Source organism: Auraticoccus monumenti, from assembly GCF_900101785.1.
GTDB lineage: Bacteria > Actinomycetota > Actinomycetes > Propionibacteriales > Propionibacteriaceae > Auraticoccus > Auraticoccus monumenti.
The window spans coordinates 2,066,711-2,087,898 of sequence record NZ_LT629688.1 but is presented as its reverse complement, the minus strand read 5'-3'; the positions used below and the strand labels follow the sequence as shown (position 1 = coordinate 2,087,898).

Here is a 21,188-nt window from a genome sequence, read left to right as displayed (position 1 = left end):
ACGGACGAGCGACGGAGACGACATGACGATGAGCCGACGGGCACTGCTGGGCGGGGCCGGGGGTCTGGCCCTCGGCCTGGGCGCGGGCGCCTGCGCCGCCCCCGGTACGGGCGACGCCTCCTCCCCCGGTGCGGCGGAGCTGCGGATGGGCTGGTGGGGCAACCAGACCCGCACCGAGCTGACCAACCAGGTGATCGGGGCCTACCAGGACGCGACACCGGGCGTCACGGTGGCGGGCGAGCCGGCGGAGTGGGCCGGCTACTGGGACCGGCTGGCCACCCAGACCGCCGCGAACAACGCGCCGGACGTCATCCAGATGGACCTGAAGTACCTGCGGCAGTACGCCGACCGCGGCGCCCTGCTGCCGCTGGACCAGGCCGGGGTCGGCACGGCCGACTTCGCCGAGGGGACCCTCGACCCCGGTCGCACCCCGGACGGTCTGATGGGGGTCAACGCCGGGGTCAACGTGATGCTGGTGGCGGCCAACCCGGCGGTCTTCGAGCAGCTGGGGGTGGAGCTGCCCGACGACGAGACCTGGACGTGGGAGGAGTGGGCGGCGCTGTCGGCGGAGATCACCGCCAAGGGCGACGGGATCATCGGCAGCTCCGACCCCACCCTCTACGACCTGGGCTTCTGGATGTGGATGCGTCAGCGCGGCGGGGACCTGTACACCCAGGACGGCCTCGGCTTCGACGCCGCCGACGCCCAGGAGTTCTTCGAGCTCTCCCGGCAGTGGGAGCTGGACGGGGTGATCCCCGAGGTGGGAGTCAGCAGCGACGACATCGTGGCCCCGCTGGCCGACCGGCTGTTCACCCAGGGCCGGACGGCCATGTCGGTGTACTGGTCCAACCAGGTGCTCTCCCTCGAGACGGCCTCCGGGGCGGACCTGCGGCTGCTGCGCTTCCCCTCGATGACCGGACGGGCCGCCGACGCGCAGCTGTTCTACAACGTGTCGATGATGTGGTCGGTGCCCGCCCGCAGCAAGGAACCCGAGGCCGCTGCCGCGTTCGTGGACTTCCTGGTCAACGACCCCCGCGCCGCCGACGTGCTCGTGGCCGAGCGCGGGATGCCGGCCAGCACGGTGATGCGGGAGCGCGTCGAGCCGGCGCTGAGCCCGTCCGACGTCAAGGCGGCGGCCTACCTCGAGCGGGTCGAGCCCGACCTCACGCCACCCTCCCCCGCACCGCCGGCCGGGCTCGGGGACATCTCGCTGCCGCAGACGCGCTACCTGCAGGACGTCCGGTTCGGACGCAGCGACCCGGCCACGGCGGCGCAGGCCTACGTGGCGGAGCTGACCTCGATGATCGTGCGCTGAGCGGGCACGGGACCGGGATCAGCCGCGACGCAGGGTCAGGTTCATGAGGAGCAGGACGACCGCGGCCAGCCCCAGGACGACCACGGCGACCGCGGTGGGGACGGCCCACCCCAGCACCGGGGCGCCCACCACCCAGCCGAGGACCAGGAAGGCCACGACCACCGAGGCGGCCGCCACCCCCGCCACCGCGCGCTCGGCCTGACGCGCCTCGAGGACGCTCCTCCAGCTCCGCACCGCGAGGAGCATGACCACCGCGACGAGCGCCCCGGTGGCGGCGAGGAAGAGGCCGTTGGTCCACGGCGACTCGCTCACGGCCACCCAGGCACCGACCAGCGCCAGCGCCACGCCGACCCCGAGGCCGACCCGGCCGCGGGTGACCCGGGCCGCCGCACCCTCCAGGGCCCGCAGCTGCGCGGCGTCCATGACGACGCCACGCGCCTCCCAGGCGCGGCGGTACTGCCCCAGGTCACGGCTCATCCGGCGGTCGACCAATCCGTCCCGTCGCCGTCGGTGGCGCTGCCGTCGGAGTACTCCGAACCGCCGGGCGTGGGCCACCCCCCGGCGAGGGCGTCGGCGGCGTCGGACAGGCCCACGTACCCGCTCACGTTCTGGCCCAGGGCGGCGAGGACGGCGGTGACGATGGCGGCCACCTCGGCGAAGCCGATGCCCGCGGACGCGCCCGCCGCTGCCGGTCCGCCCGGTCCGGTGACCGGGGTGCTGGCCGAGGCGGCGCTGGCCACGGTGATGAACTTGACGACGGCGACGGCGATGCCGATGTAGCAGGTCAGCCCGGCCGCGGCGGTGATCCAGCACTGGGTCCGCATCGTCTTGGCCAGCTCGGCCGCCTCGGTCACCTCCGCCACCTGGTTCCCGGCGTGGACGGCGAAGGCGCGCTGCCCGCGTCCGGTCCAGGTGACCGAGACGGCGTCGACGGCGGCCTGCAGCTCGCTCGCGTGGGCCGAGAGCGCGTCGTGCTGCTCGGACCAGTACTGCCCCCGGAGGAAGGCCGTCACCGGGACGAGCATGCCCTCGAACAGGTCGACCAGCCCGTTCACCAGGCTCTCGAGCACCTCGAAGGCCCACTCGACCACCTTGTAGCCGGCCTGCCGGACGACGTCCGGGATCGGGAACCAGAAGGAGTCGAAGAAGGCGTCCAGCAGCGGGCGGAGCCACGGGAAGACCGTGTCCACCGCCTCGTCGATGCCCTCGCGGATCTTGTCGCAGGCCTCCTCGAAGGCGGCCTGGTCGAAGTCGATCTCCACCGATGGGATCCCCATGTCACCACTCCCCCTGGCTCGCGTGCACGTTGTTCTCCTCGTCGCGCTCGTAGGCGTCGGCCACCGACCCGAGAGTGGTGGCGACCTCCTGCAGCGCCTTGCCCCCGGCCTCGGCGGCGCCCGCCAGCGAGGAGCACCCCCGGTCGTAGGCGGCGCCGACGGCGAGGAAGATGCCGAAGCTCAGCGCACCGGTGCCCTGCCCGCTGAAGTCGCCGGAGCGGGCCGCCAGGGCAACACCCTCGGCGTCGAAGGCCTTGGCACAGGTCCGCAGGTCCGACAGGGACCGGCTGATGTCGTCCGCGCTCGGTTGGCTCACGGCTGGGTCTCCCTGGTCTCGAAGGGGCGGTTGAGGGCCTCGAGCAGACGGGGCAGCGGGGCCGAGCGCTGCCAGGTCTCGGGGACCGTGCAGGCGACGATCCCCCCGGCCGCGTCCAGGACGACCTCGACGTCGTCCCCGCCGACCGGCTCGGCGGGGGCGGCCGCCGGCGCCGCGGAGGCGGTCTCCCGCACCCTGCGCGCCCCGGCGATCGCCTCAGCCAGCTGGGCGTTGACCTCGGCCAGGGAGGGAAGCGAGCGCTGCAGCTCGGCGAGGTCCACCGGCGGCCGGGTGGCCGCCGCGAGGTCCTCGGGCAGGACCGGCACGTCGTCGAGGCGGTCCGGGAGCCGCGCGACGTTCTCCAGCCCGGCGACGACCTGGCTGCGACGCGCGGTCTGGTAGGCCTCGACCACGGCCGTCCCCAGCGGACCAGCCACGCGGGCGCGCCAGGCGTCGTCCAGCAGGATCGCGGTGACCGCGCCGGCGGCGTCGACCTGCACGGTGACGGCCCCGTCGGCAGAGCTCGCCTCGGTCGCCCGGACGCCCTCGTCCATCACGCGCATCGCCGCGGTGAAGGCCGCCACCTTGCGCAGGCCCTGCTGCAGCCGTTCCTCGATCGGATCCATGCTCCTCCTCCTCGCCAGGTAGACCCTGGCACGGAGGGGGTTCAGGTCAGGCCTGGGAGTCGCTCCCACCGCTGAGCCGACGCGCCGAGCGGGCACGCATCCGCTGGTCCCGCAGGCGCTGCAGGCGCTTGACCAGCAGCGGGTCGTGGCTGAGCGCCTCGGGCTTGTCGATGATCGTGTTGAGCACCTGGTAGTACCGGGTGGCCGACATGGCGAACTGCTCGCGGATGCCGTCGTTCTTGGCACCGGCGTACTTCCACCACTGCCGCTCGAACTCGAGGACCGCGGCGTCGCGCTCGCTGAGCTCGGCGCCGCCGACCGGCTGGGCGTTCGCGATCTCGGGCTGCATGGCGCCATCGTAGGCGCTAATCACACCGGTGTCATTCGTCGCGGGCCGCGGCACGGCCGCCGTCACCCCGCTCTCGCGGTCGGGTTGGATAGGGGCATGCAGACACTGTCGGGCGTCATCCAGCCCTACGCGTGGGGCTCCTCCACGCTGATCCCCGAGCTGCTCCGGCAGGAGCCGACCGACGAGCCCCAGGCCGAGCTCTGGCTCGGGGCCCACCCGGCGGCCCCGGCCCGGCTCGCCGACGGCTCGACGCTCGCCGAGCTCGTGGAGCGCGACCCGAGGGTGGTCGGGACGGCGTCTGTGGAGGCCTTCGGCCCCCGGCTCCCCTACCTGCTCAAGCTGCTCGCGGCCGACCAGCCGCTCTCGCTGCAGGCCCACCCCACCCGCGAGCAGGCCGAGGCCGGGTGGGCGCGTGAGGAGCGTGACGGCCCGGGGCAGGGCGAGCCCTCGCGCAGCTACAAGGACGACTGGCCCAAACCGGAGATGATCGTCGCCCTGACCGACTTCGAGGCCCTGTGCGGGTTCGCCGACCCCACCCGCACCGCGGGGCTGTGGGCCCGGCTCGGGGTCGAGGAGCTGTCGCCCCTGGTCGAGGAGCTCCGCCGCGGCGGGACCGAGGCGCTGCGCACGGTGGTGCTGCGGCTGCTCGGGGAGGACGGCTGGGGTCCGGTCGGTGAGCAGGCGGTCGAGGCCGCCCGGGGCACCGGCGAGGACGACGCGGAGCTGGCCACGCTGTGCCGGACCCTGCTCGAGACCGCCGAGCACCACCCCGGTGACCCCGGCGTGCTGGTGGCGACGCTGATGAACCAGGTGTCGCTGCGTCCCGGTCAGGCCCTCTTCCTCGGCGCCGGCAACCTGCACGCCTACCTCAGCGGGCTCGGCGTGGAGGTGATGGCCAACTCCGACAACGTGCTCCGCGGCGGGCTGACCTCCAAGCACGTCGACGTCGACGAGCTGGCCTCGGTGCTCGACTTCAGCGTGATCGACCCCGTCCCGGTCGAGCTCGACGACGAGGGCGAGGGACGAGCACGCTTCCTCACCCCGGCTCCGGAGTTCGCGCTGTGGCGGGTGGACTGCTCGGACACCCCGACCACCGTCCCGGCCCGCACCACCGGTCGCATCGTGCTGGTCACCCGGGGCCGGGTGCTGCTCCGCACCGGCAACACCTCGCTCACCCTGCACCGCGGCGAGTCGGCCTTCCTCCCCGCCGGTGAGCAGGTGGCCGTCAACGGCTCCGGGACCGCCTACGTCGCCGCGCCGGGTCTGCGCTGACCGACGCGCCCCCGCTAGTTCCGCGCGAGGGTGATCGGGCAGTAGGGGTCGAGCTGGGGTTGGATCCGGCGCTCGATCTCGGCCATCACCTCCTCGGGGGTGGACTCCCCGAGCAGCACCGCCTCGCGACCGGTGTTCATGGTCTCCCACAGCTCCGAGCCGACCGGCAGCGGCGGACGCGAGCTGGAGTACCCGTCGAGCAGCAGCTGGGCGAAGAACCGCGCGTCCTCACCGACCACCTCCGGGTCGTCCAGCAGGTCGGCTTGGGTGGGCAGGAACTGCTGGGTGCTCGACCACTCCCGCTGCCCCTCCGCCCCGGTCATGAACGTGGCCAGCTCCCAGCCGCCGTCGGCGTTGGCGGCCCCGGTGGGGATCGTCCAGGCGGGCCCGCCGGACCAGGTGACGGGGTCGTCACCCTCCTCCATCACCGGCGGGTAGGTGACGCCCCAGTCCAGGTCGGGGGCGTACTTCTCGATGTTGGGGGCGAACCCGGAGTAGACGATCTGCATGCCGATGTGGCCGCTGTAGAAGGGTGAGGTCCCCTCCGGTGCGGTCTCGGGGGCGTAGGTGGCCATGAAGGTGTCGGTCCTGCCGTAGTCCAGGTCCTTCGCCCACTCGTCGTAGAGCTCGTAGATGCCGCGGAAGCCGGGGTCGTCGACGTCGATGGTGCAGGTCTGCTCGTCGAAGTAGCTGGCCCCCAGGACCTGGCCCCAGGTGAACGGCCAGGCCTGCTGGTCCCAGGGCACGAAACCCATCCGCTCGTAGTTCCCCGCCTCGTTGGTGACGGTGATCCGGTCGGCCAGCTCGCGCAGCTCCGCGACGGTGAGCGGCCCGTTCTCGGGGTCCATCACCGCGGGGTCGATGCCGGCGTCGCGCAGCACCTCCTTGTTGTAGAAGAGCGCACGGGTGTCGGTGTGCCAGGGCAGCCCGTACAGCTCACCCTGGTAGGTGGCCTCGTCCAGCGCGAAGGGGAGGTAGCTGTCGGTGAAGCCGGCGGGCTCCGCGTCCACCCACGGCTGCAGGCTCTGCAGCAGACCGAGGGAGGCGAACTGGTTGGTGGTGAACCGGTCGCCCACGAAGACGTCGGGGCCGGTGCCGCCGCGGACGGCGGTGATCAGTGCGGTGGCGTCGGCGTCGCTGCGGGTGGCGACCGGCACCAGCCGGGTGGTGACCCCCGGGTTCTCGGCCTCGAAGCGGTCCAGCATCAGCTGCTGCTGGGCCAGCTGGTCGGTCCCCACCTCCTTGGTCCAGACCACGATCTCGTCGGGCTGGCGGGCCGGGGCGCAGCCCGCGGCGGCGACGGTGACCAGCACGGCGAGGGCCGTGCCGACGACCTTCGAGAACCTGCTCATCGGAACCCTCCTACGTTGAGGCCCTTGACGAAGTAGCGCTAGAAGATGAAGAGGACGACCATCGGCAGGACGGTCAGCGTCGAGGCCGCCATCAGCTGGTTGAACGACGTGTCGGTCTCGGTGGAGAAGGACTGCAGCCCGATGGCCAGCGTCTGCACCGAGGGGTCCTGCAGGTAGATCAGCGGGCCCAGGAAGTCGTTCCAGGAGGCCACCGCGGCGAAGATGGCCACCGCGATCAGGGCCCCGCGGGCGGTCGGGAAGACCACCTCCCAGCAGATCCGCCACTCGCTCGCCCCGTCCACGCGGGCGGCGTCCATCGCCTCGACCGAGGACTGCAGCAGGAACTGGCGCAGCAGGAAGATGTAGAAGGCGCTGCCCAGCGCGTTGGGGACGATCAGCGGCAGCAGCGTGTTGACCCAGCCGAGCCCGGCGAAGAGGTCGAACAGCGGGATGATAGCCACCGGGAACGGGATGAAGATGGTAGCCAGCACCAGGTAGAACACCTTGTCCCGACCCGGCCAGTCGATGCAGGCGAACCCGTAGGCCACCACGTAGCTGGAGAGCACGGCCAGCACGGTGCCCAGCACGGTGACCAGCATGCTGTTGGCGAACTGCTGCCAGAACGGGAAGGCGTTGACCGCCTCGGGGAAGATCGACCAGTTCCAGCTCTCCGGCAGCAGGGTGGGCGGGAAGGCGGCCAGCTCCTCGTCGGTCTTCAGCGCCGTGATGACCATCCAGTACAGCGGCACCAGGAACAGCAGCGAGACGGCGATCAGGATGGCGCGGGCGATGATGCCCGTGGTGGTGGTGCGGACGCGGTTCTGCGTCTTCAGCGAGACCCGGCGTCCGGGCTCGGTGGTGGTGGTGCTCATCGGTTCACCCCGTCACGTCGTAGTTGACGAACCGTCGCGACAGTCCGTAGATGATCACGGCCAGCACCATGCCGACGATGAAGAGGACCACCGCCAGCGCCGAGGCGTAGCCCAGCTGGGCGTAGGAGAAGGCGGAGTTGTACAGGTGGAACATGTAGAAGAGCGTCCCGTTGTTGGGGCCACCGCCGGTCACGATGTAGGCCTGCGTGAACACCTGCAGCGCGCCCGACACCCCCGTGACGAGGTTGAACAGGATGCTGGGCGAGAGCAGCGGCAGGGTGATCGAGAAGAAGCGCCGCAGCGTCCCGGCCCCGTCCACCCTGGCGGCCTCGTAGAGGCTGTCGGGGATGTTGTTCAACCCGGCCAGGAAGATCAGCGCCGCGTTGCCCGCGCCGAGCTGGGCCATCGTGACGATGATCAGCTTGGCCGAGGTGGGGTCGCCGAGCAGGTTGGTCTGCGGCACCCCGAACAGGGCCAGGAACTGGTTGAGCAGCCCGAAGCTGGGGTTGACGAAGACGATGAAGATGAAGCTGAGGGCGAAGACGGGCACCAGCGACGGCAGGTAGAGCGCGGTGCGGTACAGCCCGACCTCGGGCACCTTCCGGTTCATCGCCAGCGCGAGCACGATGGCCACCGCGAGGCCGATCGGCACCGACAGCGCGGCGTAGAACAGGGTGTTGGCCGAGGAGACGGCCACCAGCGGGTCCTGCACCAGGCGTGAGTAGTTGCCGAGCCCGATGAACTGCGGGGTCTTGAAGCCGGTGTGGTTGAACAGCGAGATCACCAGCGAGTAGATCAGCGGGTAGGCCACCAGGACCAGGAACCCGAGGATCCAGGGGCTGATGAACAGCAGCCCCGTGCGCAGGTTGCGCTTCTGGCGGGCCGTCCACGGCACGCGCCGGCGGCGGCGCGGGCCGGGTGACGGGTCCGCGACGGACCCCTCCGGCCTGCTGAGGGTGGTGGCGCTCACGGGGCCTCACTTCCTGACGACTCTGTCGCGGGAACCGATCGACACTTAGTCATTCCGATGGATAAATTCGGTGCCGAGACGGGACACTAAGGTGCTGGCAGGCGGTCGTCAAGGCGGACGGAGGTGAGGTGGTGGACACCAGGGGCTCCAACCTGCCGAGGCTGGCCGACTACAACCAGACCGTCGTGCTCGAGGCGATCCGGCGCCGTCCCGAGGGGGTGAGCCGGGTGGAGCTGGGCGAGATCACCCGGCTGACCCCGCAGACCATCTCCAACATCACCAGGCGGCTGATGTCCACCGGCGTGGTCGACGAGGGCGAGCGCGTCACCGCCGGACGCGGGAAGCCCCGCACCCTGCTCCAGGTGCGTCCGGACCGCTGGCACGCGGTCGGCGTCCACATCGACCCGCGGCTGCTCACCGTCCTCTGCCTCGACCTGGCCGGCGGGGTGCACCGTCGGATCACCCACCCCACCCCCGGGGCGCCGGACCCGGTGCACGCGGTGCAGCTGATCCGCGACCTGGCCGACGAGGTCCTCACCGACGTCGACCCCACCACGGTGCTCGGGCTCGGCGTGGCCGCACCCGGCCCGATCGACGTGGTGGCCGGCCGCCTGCACCGGCCCCCGCAGCTGAACGGCTGGGAGGACGTGGCGCTGCGGGCCGACCTGCACCGGGCCACCGGGTGGCCGGTACTGCTGGACAAGGACGTGACCGCCGCGGTCACCGGGGAGCAGTGGTCCTCGGAGGGCACCCGCGGGGACTTCCTCTACCTCTACCTCGGCACCGGCATCGCCGCCGGCGCGGTGCTCGGCGGGGTGGTCCACCGCGGCAGCACCAACAACGCCGGCGAGGTGGGCGACACCCTGGTCACCCGCCGGGCCACCGACCCCGACCCCACCCGGTCCGGACGCCTGCACACCACCACGCTGCCCGGGTCGCTGGTGCGCCGGGCGGCGGAGTCCGGGGTGCTCGCGGCCACCGACGCGACCGACAGCTCCGGCGCCTTCGCCGAGCTCTGCCGGATGGCCGACACCGGCCACCGCGGGGCCGTCCGGCTGCTGCGCACCGCCGGTCGCGACCTGGCGGCCGGGGTAGCGCCGCTGCTCAACTTCCTCGACCTGGGCACCCTCGTGGTGGGCGGTCCCGTGTGGCCCAGGTTGGCCGCGCACCAGCTGCCGGTCCTGCAGGAGAGGCTGCCGCCGATGCTGGCCGCCCGCGACGAGCTCGTGGTGCGGACCAGCCGCCTGGCTGAGCTCGGCGCCGCCCAGGGGGCCGCCGCCCTGGTCCTGGACCACTTCCTCTCGCCCCGCCCGGCCGGCCTGGTGATGGAGTGAGACACCGCCGTGGACCCCTTCTTAAGTCCATTCCATTGCGTTACGATCAGGGACGGCGCCGTGGCCGGCGCCGTCCCACGCCGTGAGGAGAGGTGCTGATGCACGACCAGAGGATCCTGCTGGAAGGTCGGGTGCGTCGTTTCGTCAACGACCACCTCGTCCCCGCCACGTACCGCGCCCGCGCCCCGCTCGCCCTGGAGGCCTGGCCGGTGCCCGACGAGCCGGTCCCCTTCGCCGAGGCGGTGCAGGCCGGCTACGAGCCGATCGAGGTGGGCGCCCCGTGGGGCCGCCCGTGGAGCACCATGTGGCTGCACGCCACCGGTGCGGTCCCCGCCGACTGGCGCACCGACGGCGGGCTGCCCGAGGGCACCCGCGCCGAGCTGCACGTCGACCTGGGCTACACCGGCGGTCCCGGCTTCAACGCCGAGGGCCTGGCCTGGCGCCCGGACGGCACCACCATCAAGGGGGTCGCCCCGGACAACCAGTGGCTGCCGGTGGAGGACCCCGACCACATCGAGCTGTACCTCGAGGCCGCCGCCAACCCCGACGTCGGCTCCGGGTGGGGCTTCCAGCCCACGGCGCTCGGGGACAAGGCCACGGCCGGTGACCAGCCGCTCTACCAGCTGCGCGCCTTCGACGTGGTGCTGCTCGACCTCGAGGTCTGGGAGCTGGTCCGCGACGTCTGGACCCTCGACGGGCTGATGCTCACCCTCGACCTCGACGACGCCCGCCGGTCCCAGATCCTGCTCGCCCTGCAGGACATGGTCGACGCCGTCGACTCCTCCGACGTCGCGGGCACCGCCGCCGCCGGCCGCGCCGCGCTGGCCGGGGTGCTGGCCTCGCCGGCCAACCCCAGCGCGCACCGGATCGCCGCCGTCGGGCACGCCCACATCGACTCCGCCTGGCTCTGGCCGCTGCGCGAGACGGTGCGCAAGTGCGCCCGCACCTTCAGCAACGTCGCCGACCTGGCCGAGTCCGACCCGGACTTCGTCTTCGCCTGCTCCTCGGCCCAGCAGCTGGCCTGGATCGAGGCCGGCTACCCCGAGCTCTTCGAGCGGATCAGGACGCTGGTCGAGCGCGGCCAGTTCGTCCCGGTGGGCGGCATGTGGGTGGAGTCCGACACCAACATGCCCGGCGGCGAGGCGATGGCCCGGCAGTTCGTGGCCGGCAAGTCCTTCTTCCTCGACCGCTTCGGCGTGGAGACCGAGGAGGTCTGGCTGCCGGACTCCTTCGGCTACTCCGGCGCCCTCCCCCAGATCGTGCTCGCGTCCTCCTCGCGGTGGTTCCTGACCCAGAAGATCTCCTGGAACCAGACCAACGTGATGCCGCACCACTCCTTCCGCTGGGAGGGCATCGACGGCTCGCAGGTCTTCACCCACTTCCCGCCGGCCGACACCTACAACGGCAGCATCTCCGGGGTCGAGCTGGCCCGGGCGTCGAGCCAGTACCGCGAGAAGGGCCGCGCCAACTTCTCCCTGCTCCCCTTCGGCCACGGCGACGGCGGTGGCGGACCCACCCGCGAGATGATCGCCGCCGCGCACCGGACGGCGTCCCTGGAGGGCTCGGCCCGGGTCGAGCTGACCTCGCCGCGCGCCTTCTTCAGCGAGGCGGAGGCGGAGTACGCCAACCCGCCGGTCTGGTCGGGCGAGATGTACCTGGAGCTGCACCGCGGCACCTACACCAGCCAGCTGCGCACCAAGCGGGGCAACCGCCGCAACGAGCACCTGCTCCGCGAGGCCGAGCTGTGGGCCTCCACCGCGGCCTCGGGCACCGGCTACGTCTACCCCTACGAGGAGCTGGAGGAGCTGTGGCAGATGCTGCTGCTGCTGCAGTTCCACGACATCCTCCCCGGCAGCTCGATCGCCTGGGTGCACCAGGACGCCGAGCGCAACCACGCCGCGATCACCCAGCGGGCCGAGGCGCTGGTGGCCGAGGCGCTGGCCGCCCTGGTCGGTGAGGGGGACCAGACGCTGGCCGTCAACGCGGCACCGCACGCCCGCTCCGGCGTCCCCGCCCTGGGGGTGTCGCCCGTGGCCGCGGCCGCGGCCGAGGTGCGGGCCGAGCGCGAGGGCGACGGGTTCCTGCTGGCCAACGACCTGCTCAGCGTGCGGGTCGACGCCCGCGGGCTGGTGACGTCGATGGTGGACGCCTCCGGGCGCGAGGCCATCGCCCCCGGCGAGGTCGGCAACCTGCTGCAGCTGCACCGCGACGAGCCGGTGGCCTGGGACGCCTGGGACATCGACGAGTACTACCGCCGCCAGGTCCGCGACCTGGTCGAGGTGGAGTCGCTGGAGCTGGAGACCGGCGAGGGGTGGGCGGCCGTCGTGGTCACCCGCCGCACCGCCGCCTCCACGATCACCCAGCGGCTGGTGCTCGAGGCCGACGCCCCGAGCCTGCGGATCGAGCACGACCTGGACTGGCACGAGCGGCAGAAGCTGCTCAAGCTGGCCTTCGGCCTCGACGTGCACGCCGACCGCGCGGCCTCGGAGACCCAGTTCGGGCACGTGATGCGACCCACCCACACCAACACCTCGTGGGAGGCGGCACGCTTTGAGACCTGCGCCCACCGCTGGGTCCACGTCGGCGAGGCCGACTGGGGCGTGGCGGTCAGCAACGACTCGACCTACGGCCACGACATCACCCGCAGGGCCCGCGAGGCCGGGGGCACCACCACCACGGTGCGGCTCTCGCTGGTGCGGTCCCCGCTCTACCCCGACCCCCAGGCCGACCAGGGCCGCCACCAGCTGGTGGTGACCGTGCGCCCCGGCGCGCTGGTGGCCGACGCGGTCGAGGAGGGCTACCGGACCAACCTGCCGGTGCGCCGGGTGGTCGGCGCCACCCCGGCCGAGCCCCTGGTGCGGGTCTCGCACCCGGGCATCGTGGTGGAGGCGGTCAAGCTGGCCGCCGACCGCAGCGGTGACGTCGTGGTGCGCCTCTACGAGTCCCGCGGGGTCCGCGCCAGCGGCACAATCGAGGTGGACGGCGCCACCGCCGTCCAGGCGGTCGACCTGCTCGAGCGCGCCGACGCCCCGGGGGCCCGTCCCTGCGGCGACCTGTCCGGTGCGGTGGCGCAGCTGGAGCTGCGTCCGTTCCAGCTGGTCACGCTGAGGTTCCGCCGCTGAGGGCAGGCCTCCTCCGCACGATGCTGCTCATGCGCGCACGCTGGCCCCCTGAGGGGTTCAGGGTGCGCGCATGAGCACGTTCCGGAGCCTGGACAGCGCGCCGCGGTCGGGGTGATGCTCGGGAGGTGAGCGCTCCTTTCCTGTGCACGAAGCTGGTCGTCGCCGACGCCGACGCGGCGATCGCGTTCTACGTGCCGGCGCTGGGCGCCGAGCCGGGTGCCCGGTACACCGTCCGCGGGGCCGTGGTGCACGCCGACCTGGTGCTGCCCTGCGGGAGGATCGAGATCAAGGACGCCGACGAGCACGACCCGGCCCCCGGCCCGGACCGTCCCGGGACGCTGATGTCGTTGACCACCGACGACCCGGACGCGGTGGCGCAGCGGATGCTGGACCACGGCGCCGAGGTGGTGTTCGCGGTGGCCGACCACCCCTACGGCGCCCGCGGCGGCCGGGTGCGTGACCCGTTCGGCCACCAGTGGATGCTGCAGACGCCGCTGGAGACCGAGCCCGACGCGGTCCAGGCGGCCCTCGACGCGTACTGAGCCGACTCCCGGCGCTCAGACCGGGACGGCCGCCGTCTCGGCCAGGCGGCGCCTCTCCTGCCGGCGAGCTGGGAGGTACCAGAGCGCGCCGAGGACGCTGAGCGCGCCGGCCGTGACCATCGCCACCGGGGTCGAGGTGCGCTCGGCCAGCAGCCCGAGCAGCGGCGTGGCCAGGCTGAAGGCGGCGAAGGCCATCATCGAGTTCATCGAGAGCACGGTGGCGCGGTTGCCGGAGTGGGCCTCGCGGTGCAGCAGAGCGCTGTGCACCGGCCCGCCCGCTCCGTGCAGGCCGTAGGTCACCAGGTAGGCCGCCACCAGCGCCACCGGCCCGGCCACCAGCCCCATGGTCACCGCCCCGAGCCCGTTCAGCACCCGGGCCAGCACGGCGGTCCGGGTGACGCCGATCCGGCGCGACGCCCGTCCGGCCAGCGCCGAGCCGGCGGAGAAGACCCCCCAGCCGGCCGCGGCCACCGCACCCATCCACGCCCCGGCCCGCTCGCCGCTGCCCAGCAGCTCGGCGAGCCGGATCGGCTGGAAGGTCTCGAACACCACCATGGCCACCGACCAGAACACCTCGACCACCACCAGCCCGCGCAGCACCGGGCTGCGGCCCAGCAGGCGCAGGCCGTCACGGACCACCGCCGGGGCCTCCCGCGCCGAGGCCAGCGCGCCCCCCGCCCCACCGGTCCCTGACCTGGCCGGCTCCTTCAGCCACACCAGCACGGCGGCCACGTGCGCGGCGGCGAGGGCCAGGTACACCGCGAAGGGCAGCGCGAGGGCCGAGGAGGACGCGACCGGGTGCCACCACACCAGCCCGCCGGAGACCAGGGCACCAGCGGAGATGGACACCCCGAGCACGGTGCTCTGCGCCGACAGGTGCCCGTCGACGTCGGCCCCGGGCGTGGTGGCGTGCACGGTGTCGACGAACCACGCCTCCAGCGGGCCCGAGTCCAGCGCGCGGAACACCCCCATCAGCCCGGCCGCCAGCGCGAAGCCCCAGAAGGAGTCGGCGACCAGGTACACCGCAGCCGCCGCCACCTGGACCAGCGAGGCCACCAGGTAGACCGGACGCCGACCCAGCGCGTCGGCCACGCTGCTGGTCGGCAGCTCCAGGGCGAAGACCACCCACCCGGTGAGGGCCAGCGCCGTCAGCGTCGCGGCCACGCTCAGCCCGCGCTCCAGGGGCAGCAGCGTCATCACGCCGACCACCAGCCCGATCGGGAACCAGCGGGTGACGGTGAGGAGCAGGAAGACCCGCCGGGCCGCCGTCGGCGTCAGGGGCGCGCTCACGACGTCTCCGGCGTCGGGACGTCGGCCGGGTCGAGCGGGTAGGCGGCGACGTGCACCGACACCCGCCGTGCACGGGGGTCATTTTCACCGGCGCGGCGGTAGCGGGCCACCACCTCCTGCAGCTCGCGGCCCATCGACGCCAGCTGCTCGGGGCCGACCAGCACCGCGGCGTCGCTCATCCCGGCAGCGTCCCGCCACGGCATCGGCCAGGCCTCCGCGGCGTCCAGCCAGCGGTCGAACCGCTCGACGAACTGGTGCAGGTAGTTGCGGACCAGCCAGCCCAGCGCCGTCTCGGCGTCCTCGTCACCGGCGAAGTCGCTGGGCTCCCAGTGGTGGCTCTCGGTGGAGGCCCGCCAGAGCCGTCGCCTCCCCTCCCCCTCGCCGGTGTCGGTGACGAGCCCGACCGACTCCAGCTTGCGCAGGTGGTACGAGGTCGCGCCGGTGTTCGTGCCCAGCGCCGTGGCGAGGCCGGTCGCGGTCGCCGGCCCCCCGACCCGCAGGGCGCTCAGCAGCCGGGACCGCAGCGGGTGAGCCAGGACACGCAGCGCCCTCGCGTCCAGGTGCATGCCGCTCAACCCGGGCGGAATCTCCATGCATGCACACTAACTGTGCATACTTATTGTGCACAAGAGGTCACCAGGGGATGACGCCGTCGTCCTCGAAGAAGCCGCCGGTGGGACCGTCGTCGGGCAGCGTGGCCAGCCGGATCGCGGTGACGGCCCCCTGCTGCGGTGTGCGGAGCCCGCGGAAGCCGTTGAGGTCGGTGGCCACGAACCCCGGGCAGGCGAGGTTGACCAGGATCCCGGTGCCGGCCAGCTCCCGGACGTACTGCAGGGTCACCGCGTTGAGGAAGGTCTTCGACGTCGAGTACGCCACGGCGACCGGACCGGTGGTGGTCTCGCTGTCGGGGCCGGACTGCCGGGTCAGGGAGCCCACGCTGCTGGAGACGTTGACGATCCGTGGCGCCGAGGAGCGCCGCAGCAGCGGCAGCATCACGTTGGTGACGCGGACGACGCCGATCACGTTGGTCTCCACGACGGTGCGGATGGTGTCGGGGTCGACCGTGCTGGGCTGCTGGGGGAAGCCGCCGGTGATCCCGGCGTTGTTGACCAGGGCGTCCAGGTGCCCGACGCGCTCGGTGACCAGCTGGGCGGCCGCCGCGACGCTGTCGTCGTCGGTCACGTCCAGCGGGACCGCGAAGGCGTCGACGCCTGTCTCGCGCAGCCGGGCCACCGCCTCCTCGCGTCGCGACCGCTCGCGTGCTCCGACGCCGACGTTCCAGCCCAGCGCGCCCAGACCCGCGGCGATCTCGTAGCCGATGCCCTTGTTCGCCCCGGTGACCAGGGCCGTTCTCGTGTCGCTCATGCCTCCAGGCTGGGCGCTGCGCGGACGGGCGTCCAAGACCGCCTCGGTCAGCAGCGATACCCGGCGGGTATGGGTCGTCTTCCGGCGACGCTAGCCTGACGGCATGGAGACCCGGGAGCTGCGCTACTTCGTCGCCGTGGCCGAGGAGCTGCACTTCGGCCGGGCCGCGCAGCGTCTCGGCATCGCCCAGCCGCCGCTGTCGCGGGCCATCCTGCAGCTCGAGCGGCGTCTCGGGACCCCCCTGCTGCGGCGGTCCAGCCGGTCGGTGACCCTGACCGAGGCCGGAGCGGTGCTGCTGCACGAGGGACGGGCGGCGCTGGACGCCGTGGCGGCCGCCGAGCAGCGGACGCGCCGGGCCGCCCTGGCCGCCGCCGTCGGGCCGACGGTCGTGCTGGCCAGCAAGGCCGGGGCCACCGACGAGCTGCTGGCCACGCTGCTGCACGCCTACGCCGCCGAGCCCGGCGCGGTCAGGGTCGAGGTGGAGCTGTGCGGACCCGGCCAGCAGGAGCGGCTGCTCCGCGACGGCCGGGCCGACGTGGCGATCCTGCACCGACCCCACGACGACACCGACGGGCTCGACGTCGAGGAGCTGCAGAGCGAGGGGCAGGTCGCGGTCCTCCCGGCCGGTCACGCCCTCAGCACCCGGACGAGCCTGCTGCTGCAGGACCTGGCCGACGCCGAGGACCTGCCGCCGCCGCGCTGGCCGCTGCCCGACGGCGGCTACCCGCCCGGGCCCGGCCCGGAGGTGCACAGCACCACGCAGCTGCTGCAGCTCGTCGCGCTGGGGCGCGCCCACCTGCTGCTGCCCGAGTCGGGCCGGTCCCAGCTCCGCGAGGACCTGGTCGCGGTGCCCGTGGTGGACGCACCACCGGTGACCACGGTGATCGCCTGGCCGCCGCACAGCCGCTCACGGGCGGTCGCGGACCTGGTGCGCGTGGCCACCGGGCTGGCGGGCGTGGTGCCGGCCGGCCCGGTGGCGGTGCCTCAGACGGCCCAGTAGTAGCTGCTGGACCCGTAGGCCGGGTACTCCGCCCGGCTGTCGACGTGGGTGAACGTGGTGTAGCGGATGATCCCGGAGAAGCCGGAGGTCTGGGCGTAGCCGATCGTCTGGCTGACCGAGCGACCGCTGACGACGACGTCGGCGGCGATGCCGTACATGTGCTGGCTGTTCGAGGCGCCGCCCACGCTGGTGTTGTGGTTGACGCTGCGGAAGCCGCTGTTGACGGTGATCGCCGCACCGCCGGCCTTGGCACGGACGGCCTCGAGCTTGTACATCAGCCGGCGGACGTTCTCGCGCACCTCGGCCGAACTCACCTTGCCGCCGCTGAAGCCGGCGCCGTCCTTGGACTGGAACTCGGTGAAGTCGAAGTGGCGGGTGGAGCCGTCGGCGTCCTCCAGGGCGTTGAGGGCCCGGTGGGTGTCGGGGCCGACGACGCCGTCGGCGGCGAGGCCGTAGGCGCGCTGGAAGCGGATCACGGCGGCCCGGGTGCCGGGGCCGAACTGGCCGTCGACACCGACGTGGGTGCGGGAGGGACCGTCGGCGGCCCAGCCGGCGACGCGGATCTGGAGCTCGCGGACGTCGGCGCCGCTGGAGCCCTCACGCAGCGTGCGGGTCCAGGTGTAGGCCGACGCCTCGGCCGGGGCGAGCAGCTGCACGGAACCGAGGGACAGCACGGCGGCCAGCAGCAGGGTCGCGACGCGGAGGACCGCGACGGAGGGTCGGGGACGGACGGGGGTGGGGGTGTCGATCATGGTCAACCAGCCTCAGGGGGGTGCGGACAGGGACTGCTCCCGAGGCTAGGCAGGTCCGGCGTCCCCGTCCAGGGGGCCCCGGCCTGTGCGCCAGGAGCTCGCCCCCTCCGCTCCGCTCAGTCGGTGCCGGACTCCATCGCCGCGCGGTCCAGCATCTCGGCGTCGTCGTCGGGGCCGGAGCCGCCGGCGATGGCCAGGTACTCCCCCGCCTCCATCTCCCCGACCAGCTCCCCGGTGAGGCCGCCGATCAGGCCCTGGGCCGTGTACTGCTCGAGGCGGGCGCGGGAGTCGGCGATGTCGAGGTTGCGCATGGTGAGCTGCCCGATGCGCTCCTCGGGACCGAAGGGGGCGTCGTGCACCCGCTCCATCGACAGCTTGTCGGGGTGGTAGCTGAGGGCGGGCCCGGTCGTGTCGAGGATCGAGTAGTCCTCGCCGCGGCGCAGCCGCAGGGTCACCTCGCCGGTCACCGCCGAGCCGATCCAGCGCACCAGCGACTCGCGCAGCATCAGCGACTGCGGGTCCAGCCAGCGCCCCTCGTACATCAGGCGCCCGAGGCGGCGGCCCTGGGAGTGGTAGGTGTCGATCGTGTCCTCGTTGTGGATGGCGTTGAGCAGCCGCTCGTAGGCGATGTGCAGCAGCGCCATCCCGGGGGCCTCGTAGATGCCACGGCTCTTGGCCTCGATGATGCGGTTCTCGATCTGGTCGCTGACCCCGAGCCCGTGACGGCCGCCGACCGCGTTGGCCTCGTGCACCAGGTCCACCGCGCTGGCGAACGTCCGGCCGTTGATGGCCACCGGTCGTCCCTGCTCGAAGCGGACCGACACGTCCTCGGTGGCGATCTCCACCGAGGGGTCCCAGGAGGCGACGCCCATGATCGGCTGGACGATCTCCACGCCGGTGTCGAGGTGCTCCAGCGACTTGGCCTCGTGGGTGGCGCCCCAGATGTTGGCGTCGGTGCTGTACGCCTTCTCCACCGAGGCCCGGTAGGGCAGGTCCCGGGCCTGCAGCCACTCGCTCATCTCGGTGCGGCCGCCCAGCTCGCTGACGAAGTCGGCGTCCAGCCACGGCTTGTAGATCCGCAGCCGGGGGTTGGCCATCAGGCCGTAGCGGTAGAACCGCTCGATGTCGTTGCCCTTGTAGGTGGAGCCGTCGCCCCAGATGTCGACGCCGTCCTCCTTCATCGCCCGCACCAGCAGGGCACCGGTGACGGCGCGGCCCAGCGGCGTGGTGTTGAAGTACGCGCGGCCGGCGGAGCGGATGTGGAAGGCGCCGCACTGCAGGGCGACCAGGCCCTCCTCGACCAGCGCCTCCCGGCAGTCCACCAGCCGGGCCAGCTCGGCGCCGTACTCCCCCGCGCGCGCCGGCACCGAGTCGATGTCGGGCTCGTCGTACTGGCCGATGTCGGCGGTGTACGTGCAGGGGATCGCCCCCTTCTCACGCATCCAGGCGACCGCGACCGAGGTGTCGAGACCCCCGGAGAAGGCGATGCCGACGCGCTCGCCGGTGGGCAGGGAACGGAGGACCTTGGGCACCCGCCCACTCTAGGCATAACTATTCCGTCTGTCGAATAACTATGCGATGCACCCTGGTCAGTCGGTCAGGGTCAGCTGCCCGTACACGCGGGTGTCGGCCCAGTAGGGCAGGTTCTTGTCGACCCAGCTGAGGTAGGTGTCGCGCTGGCCGTCGTCGTCGCTGTCGTCGTTGGCGCTGGCGTTGAACCCGACGACCGTCCCGGCGGTCGGCTCGAGCTCGGCCCAGGGCACCGACACCTCGACGGTGTAGCCGGACGGGGTCTCGGTGACGGCCCGTCGGACGTCGGTGGAGCCCACCAGTCCCTGGACGACCGAGCTGAGGGCGCCGTCGCGGCCGACCCGGAGCTGGCTGTCACCGGTGGTGCGGGCGCCGTTGCGGGTGTTCAGCTCGTCCAGCCACATCTCCACGGAGTCGCTGTGCTCGTTCGCCGCGTGCGAGCTGGGCGTGGCGTCGACCATCTCGACCAGCACGTGCACGCGCTGCTCGTCCCACGCCACCCGGGCCACACCCGTCGTCCCGTTCGGCTCGACGCTCAGCTGCAGCGGCGAGGAGGCTTGCCAGGCGTCCTCGGCGACCCCGTCGACCACCGGGGTGAAGCGGTCGGCGACATAGCTCTCGCCAGGGCCGCCGTCAGCGGCGGCCGGGTCGTTCGGCATGTCGCTGACCACGTCGGCGGAGCTGGCGTCGGAGAAGGGGGCCAGACCGGACGAGGCCACGGAGTTGCGCCGGAAGGACAGCGCACCGGCGACGGTGCTGACCACCCGGATGCCGTAGGCCGCCGGGCGGACGACCTGGTTGCGCTCGAAGGTGGCCTCGGTCACCGCGCTCCCCACCACCAGCACCCCGGAGTCGCCGCTGTGGCGGATCACGTTCCGCTCGAAGTGCGCGTCCACGATGCTCGGGTCGGTGTTGGTGGCCTGCAGCCGGATGCCGCCCTTCTCCGGCAGCGCGGGGTCCTGGGAGTCGTGGCTGATCTGGTTGCGCAGCACCCGCAGGCCGCGCACCGGGTAGGTCCGGTAGCTGCCCTCCGACGCCACGAAGATGCCGGCACCACCGGTGCGGGAGATCCGGTTGCGCTCGACCAGGACGTCCTCACCACCGGAGACCGTGATGCCACGGGCGTGGCCGCCGCTCACGTCGTTGCCGACGATCTCGATGTCGCGGGCCCACTCGCCGAACTTCTCGTAGGACACCACCGCGATCTGGTCGTCGCCGGTGTCGCGGACCACGTTGTCGCGGATCCGGATGCCGGTCGAGCCCTCGGTGATGTGGATGCCGTCGGCCAGGGTGCCCGAGACGTGGTTGTCCTCGATCACCCCGTCGTCACCGAAGGCGATGACGCCCGCGGAGGTGGCTCCCTCGATGGTGACACCGCGGACCTCGTACCCGTCGGTGCCGGGTCGGACGAACACCCGGGCCGAGACGTCGGTGGAGGACCGCTGGGTGGTCGGGACGGTGGTGAGCCGCACGTCGCGCACCCCGGTCCCGGTGCCGGACAGGGCGACCGCCTGCAGCTCGGTGCTCAGGGCGGTCAGCTCGCTGCGCTCCCCCGTGCCACGCAGGACGACGCCGGCCAGCTCCACCAGGCCGTCGTGGTGGAAGTGCCCGGCCGGCACGCGGACGTCGGAGCCGCGGCGCTGGGCCTCGGCCACGGCCGCCCGGATGGCGGGCAGGTCGTCCAGGCCGTCACCGGCCACGGCGCCGAAGGCGGTGATGGACACGTCCGCGGCGGCCTGGGCGGGAGCGGCACCCCAGCCCGAGACGGCGAGGACGGCGGTGGTGGCGAGCGCGAGAGCGGGACGGACGGTCGGGGGCATGGTCTCCTCCTCGAGACGGGCCGGGCGACGTGCGGGCGCACGATGGGCAACCGGTTGCTCAGACGCTAGGCCGCCCGGTCGGCG

Annotated in this window: 20 protein-coding genes; 6 read left to right on the top strand and 14 right to left on the bottom strand. The window is 72.8% G+C overall.

The genetic code is table 11. The annotated features are described in order from the left end of the window. The first annotated feature begins 28 nt into the window (after positions 1 to 28). The gene (locus BLT52_RS09645) at positions 29 to 1,315 is read left to right on the top strand and encodes an ABC transporter substrate-binding protein (protein ID WP_157677043.1); all 1,287 of its coding nucleotides are present in this window, start codon (positions 29 to 31) and stop codon (positions 1,313 to 1,315) included. Between the two features lie 18 nt (positions 1,316 to 1,333). On the opposite strand, the gene BLT52_RS09640 is transcribed toward BLT52_RS09645, so the two are convergent. The 5 genes from BLT52_RS09640 to BLT52_RS09620 are packed head-to-tail and all read right to left on the bottom strand — an operon-like array spanning position 1,334 to position 3,883. Then, complete coding sequence (locus tag BLT52_RS09640) at positions 1,334 to 1,792, bottom strand: hypothetical protein (RefSeq protein WP_090592770.1); 459 nt, start codon at positions 1,790 to 1,792, stop codon at positions 1,334 to 1,336. Continuing rightward, complete coding sequence (locus BLT52_RS09635) at positions 1,789 to 2,592, bottom strand: hypothetical protein (RefSeq protein WP_090592767.1); 804 nt, start codon at positions 2,590 to 2,592, stop codon at positions 1,789 to 1,791. The genes BLT52_RS09640 and BLT52_RS09635 overlap by 4 nt, the downstream gene beginning before the upstream one ends. A 1-nt stretch (position 2,593) precedes the next feature. Beyond that, positions 2,594 to 2,908, bottom strand: coding sequence for a hypothetical protein (locus tag BLT52_RS09630; RefSeq protein WP_090592766.1), 315 nt, complete (start codon positions 2,906 to 2,908; stop codon positions 2,594 to 2,596). After that, entirely contained in the window at positions 2,905 to 3,534 is a 630-nt protein-coding gene (locus BLT52_RS09625; RefSeq protein WP_090592763.1) for a hypothetical protein, read from the bottom strand. The genes BLT52_RS09630 and BLT52_RS09625 overlap by 4 nt, the downstream gene beginning before the upstream one ends. Positions 3,535 to 3,580: 46 nt before the next feature. Further along, positions 3,581 to 3,883: a DUF3263 domain-containing protein gene (locus BLT52_RS09620; protein WP_090592761.1), complete on the bottom strand. Its 303-nt coding sequence runs from the start codon at positions 3,881 to 3,883 to the stop codon at positions 3,581 to 3,583. A gap of 96 nt (positions 3,884 to 3,979) precedes the next feature. Between BLT52_RS09620 and manA the strand changes: the two genes are divergently transcribed. Next, positions 3,980 to 5,155: a mannose-6-phosphate isomerase, class I gene (manA, locus tag BLT52_RS09615; RefSeq protein WP_090592759.1), complete on the top strand. Its 1,176-nt coding sequence runs from the start codon at positions 3,980 to 3,982 to the stop codon at positions 5,153 to 5,155. A gap of 14 nt (positions 5,156 to 5,169) precedes the next feature. Here the strand turns inward: manA and BLT52_RS09610 are convergent, their stop codons facing one another. The 3 genes from BLT52_RS09610 to BLT52_RS09600 are packed head-to-tail and all read right to left on the bottom strand — an operon-like array spanning position 5,170 to position 8,349. Next, positions 5,170 to 6,507 (bottom strand): ABC transporter substrate-binding protein, encoded by a 1,338-nt coding sequence (locus BLT52_RS09610; RefSeq protein ID WP_090592757.1) that lies wholly within the window; start codon positions 6,505 to 6,507, stop codon positions 5,170 to 5,172. Positions 6,508 to 6,545: 38 nt separating this feature from the next. Next, positions 6,546 to 7,379, bottom strand: coding sequence for a carbohydrate ABC transporter permease (locus tag BLT52_RS09605; RefSeq protein WP_090592755.1), 834 nt, complete (start codon positions 7,377 to 7,379; stop codon positions 6,546 to 6,548). Positions 7,380 to 7,383: 4 nt separating this feature from the next. Next, entirely contained in the window at positions 7,384 to 8,349 is a 966-nt protein-coding gene (locus BLT52_RS09600; RefSeq protein ID WP_090592753.1) for a carbohydrate ABC transporter permease, read from the bottom strand. Between the two features lie 131 nt (positions 8,350 to 8,480). Here BLT52_RS09600 and BLT52_RS09595 point away from each other — a divergent pair, with 131 nt between their 5' ends. The 3 genes from BLT52_RS09595 (at position 8,481) to BLT52_RS09585 (ending at position 13,347) form a co-directional block, all read left to right on the top strand. Further along, positions 8,481 to 9,683: an ROK family protein gene (locus BLT52_RS09595; RefSeq protein ID WP_090592751.1), complete on the top strand. Its 1,203-nt coding sequence runs from the start codon at positions 8,481 to 8,483 to the stop codon at positions 9,681 to 9,683. 98 nt (positions 9,684 to 9,781) lie between these two features. Beyond that, positions 9,782 to 12,805 carry an alpha-mannosidase gene (locus BLT52_RS09590; RefSeq protein WP_090596557.1) on the top strand — a complete coding sequence of 1,008 codons (3,024 nt, stop codon included), beginning with the start codon at positions 9,782 to 9,784 and terminating at the stop codon, positions 12,803 to 12,805. Positions 12,806 to 12,930: 125 nt separating this feature from the next. Next, positions 12,931 to 13,347, top strand: a complete 417-nt coding sequence (locus tag BLT52_RS09585; RefSeq protein WP_090592748.1) for a VOC family protein — start codon at positions 12,931 to 12,933, stop codon at positions 13,345 to 13,347. A gap of 15 nt (positions 13,348 to 13,362) precedes the next feature. Here the strand turns inward: BLT52_RS09585 and BLT52_RS09580 are convergent, their stop codons facing one another. Genes BLT52_RS09580 through BLT52_RS09570 form a run of 3 tightly spaced genes read right to left on the bottom strand, consistent with a single transcriptional unit; the run spans position 13,363 to position 16,002 of the window. Continuing rightward, positions 13,363 to 14,637: an MFS transporter gene (locus tag BLT52_RS09580; RefSeq protein ID WP_090592747.1), complete on the bottom strand. Its 1,275-nt coding sequence runs from the start codon at positions 14,635 to 14,637 to the stop codon at positions 13,363 to 13,365. Then, complete coding sequence (locus BLT52_RS09575; RefSeq protein WP_090592744.1) at positions 14,634 to 15,230, bottom strand: ArsR/SmtB family transcription factor; 597 nt, start codon at positions 15,228 to 15,230, stop codon at positions 14,634 to 14,636. The genes BLT52_RS09580 and BLT52_RS09575 overlap by 4 nt, the downstream gene beginning before the upstream one ends. Before the next feature lie 40 nt (positions 15,231 to 15,270). Further along, a complete protein-coding gene (locus tag BLT52_RS09570) occupies positions 15,271 to 16,002 on the bottom strand; it encodes an SDR family oxidoreductase (RefSeq protein ID WP_090592743.1) in 732 nt (243 codons plus the stop codon). Positions 16,003 to 16,105: 103 nt separating this feature from the next. On the opposite strand from BLT52_RS09570, the gene BLT52_RS09565 reads away from it, so the two are divergent. Continuing rightward, a complete protein-coding gene (locus tag BLT52_RS09565) occupies positions 16,106 to 17,002 on the top strand; it encodes a LysR family transcriptional regulator (protein WP_090592740.1) in 897 nt (298 codons plus the stop codon). On the opposite strand, the gene BLT52_RS09560 is transcribed toward BLT52_RS09565, so the two are convergent. From BLT52_RS09560 to BLT52_RS09550, 3 genes are all read right to left on the bottom strand, one after another. After that, positions 16,987 to 17,754: a D-Ala-D-Ala carboxypeptidase family metallohydrolase gene (locus BLT52_RS09560; RefSeq protein WP_090592739.1), complete on the bottom strand. Its 768-nt coding sequence runs from the start codon at positions 17,752 to 17,754 to the stop codon at positions 16,987 to 16,989. The genes BLT52_RS09565 and BLT52_RS09560 overlap by 16 nt on opposite strands. A gap of 116 nt (positions 17,755 to 17,870) precedes the next feature. Continuing rightward, positions 17,871 to 19,286: an argininosuccinate synthase gene (gene argG / locus BLT52_RS09555; RefSeq protein ID WP_090592736.1), complete on the bottom strand. Its 1,416-nt coding sequence runs from the start codon at positions 19,284 to 19,286 to the stop codon at positions 17,871 to 17,873. A 57-nt stretch (positions 19,287 to 19,343) separates the two neighbouring features. Next, positions 19,344 to 21,104: a sugar-binding protein gene (locus BLT52_RS09550; RefSeq protein WP_090592734.1), complete on the bottom strand. Its 1,761-nt coding sequence runs from the start codon at positions 21,102 to 21,104 to the stop codon at positions 19,344 to 19,346. Positions 21,105 to 21,188: the final 84 nt, after the last annotated feature.

What these genes read in the sequence shown, in the direction of transcription:
- BLT52_RS09645 (WP_157677043.1), top strand. Translation starts at nt 29, where the DNA reads ATGAGCCGACGGGCACTGCTGGGCGGGGCCGGGGGTCTGGCCCTCGGC.
- BLT52_RS09640 (WP_090592770.1), bottom strand. Translation starts at nt 1,792, where the DNA reads ATGAGCCGTGACCTGGGGCAGTACCGCCGCGCCTGGGAGGCGCGTGGC.
- BLT52_RS09635 (WP_090592767.1), bottom strand. Translation starts at nt 2,592, where the DNA reads ATGGGGATCCCATCGGTGGAGATCGACTTCGACCAGGCCGCCTTCGAG.
- BLT52_RS09625 (WP_090592763.1), bottom strand. Translation starts at nt 3,534, where the DNA reads ATGGATCCGATCGAGGAACGGCTGCAGCAGGGCCTGCGCAAGGTGGCG.
- BLT52_RS09620 (WP_090592761.1), bottom strand. Translation starts at nt 3,883, where the DNA reads ATGCAGCCCGAGATCGCGAACGCCCAGCCGGTCGGCGGCGCCGAGCTC.
- manA (WP_090592759.1), top strand. Translation starts at nt 3,980, where the DNA reads ATGCAGACACTGTCGGGCGTCATCCAGCCCTACGCGTGGGGCTCCTCC.
- BLT52_RS09610 (WP_090592757.1), bottom strand. Translation starts at nt 6,507, where the DNA reads ATGAGCAGGTTCTCGAAGGTCGTCGGCACGGCCCTCGCCGTGCTGGTC.
- BLT52_RS09605 (WP_090592755.1), bottom strand. Translation starts at nt 7,379, where the DNA reads ATGAGCACCACCACCACCGAGCCCGGACGCCGGGTCTCGCTGAAGACG.
- BLT52_RS09590 (WP_090596557.1), top strand. Translation starts at nt 9,782, where the DNA reads ATGCACGACCAGAGGATCCTGCTGGAAGGTCGGGTGCGTCGTTTCGTC.
- BLT52_RS09575 (WP_090592744.1), bottom strand. Translation starts at nt 15,230, where the DNA reads ATGGAGATTCCGCCCGGGTTGAGCGGCATGCACCTGGACGCGAGGGCG.
- BLT52_RS09570 (WP_090592743.1), bottom strand. Translation starts at nt 16,002, where the DNA reads ATGAGCGACACGAGAACGGCCCTGGTCACCGGGGCGAACAAGGGCATC.
- BLT52_RS09565 (WP_090592740.1), top strand. Translation starts at nt 16,106, where the DNA reads ATGGAGACCCGGGAGCTGCGCTACTTCGTCGCCGTGGCCGAGGAGCTG.
- BLT52_RS09560 (WP_090592739.1), bottom strand. Translation starts at nt 17,754, where the DNA reads ATGATCGACACCCCCACCCCCGTCCGTCCCCGACCCTCCGTCGCGGTC.
- BLT52_RS09550 (WP_090592734.1), bottom strand. Translation starts at nt 21,104, where the DNA reads ATGCCCCCGACCGTCCGTCCCGCTCTCGCGCTCGCCACCACCGCCGTC.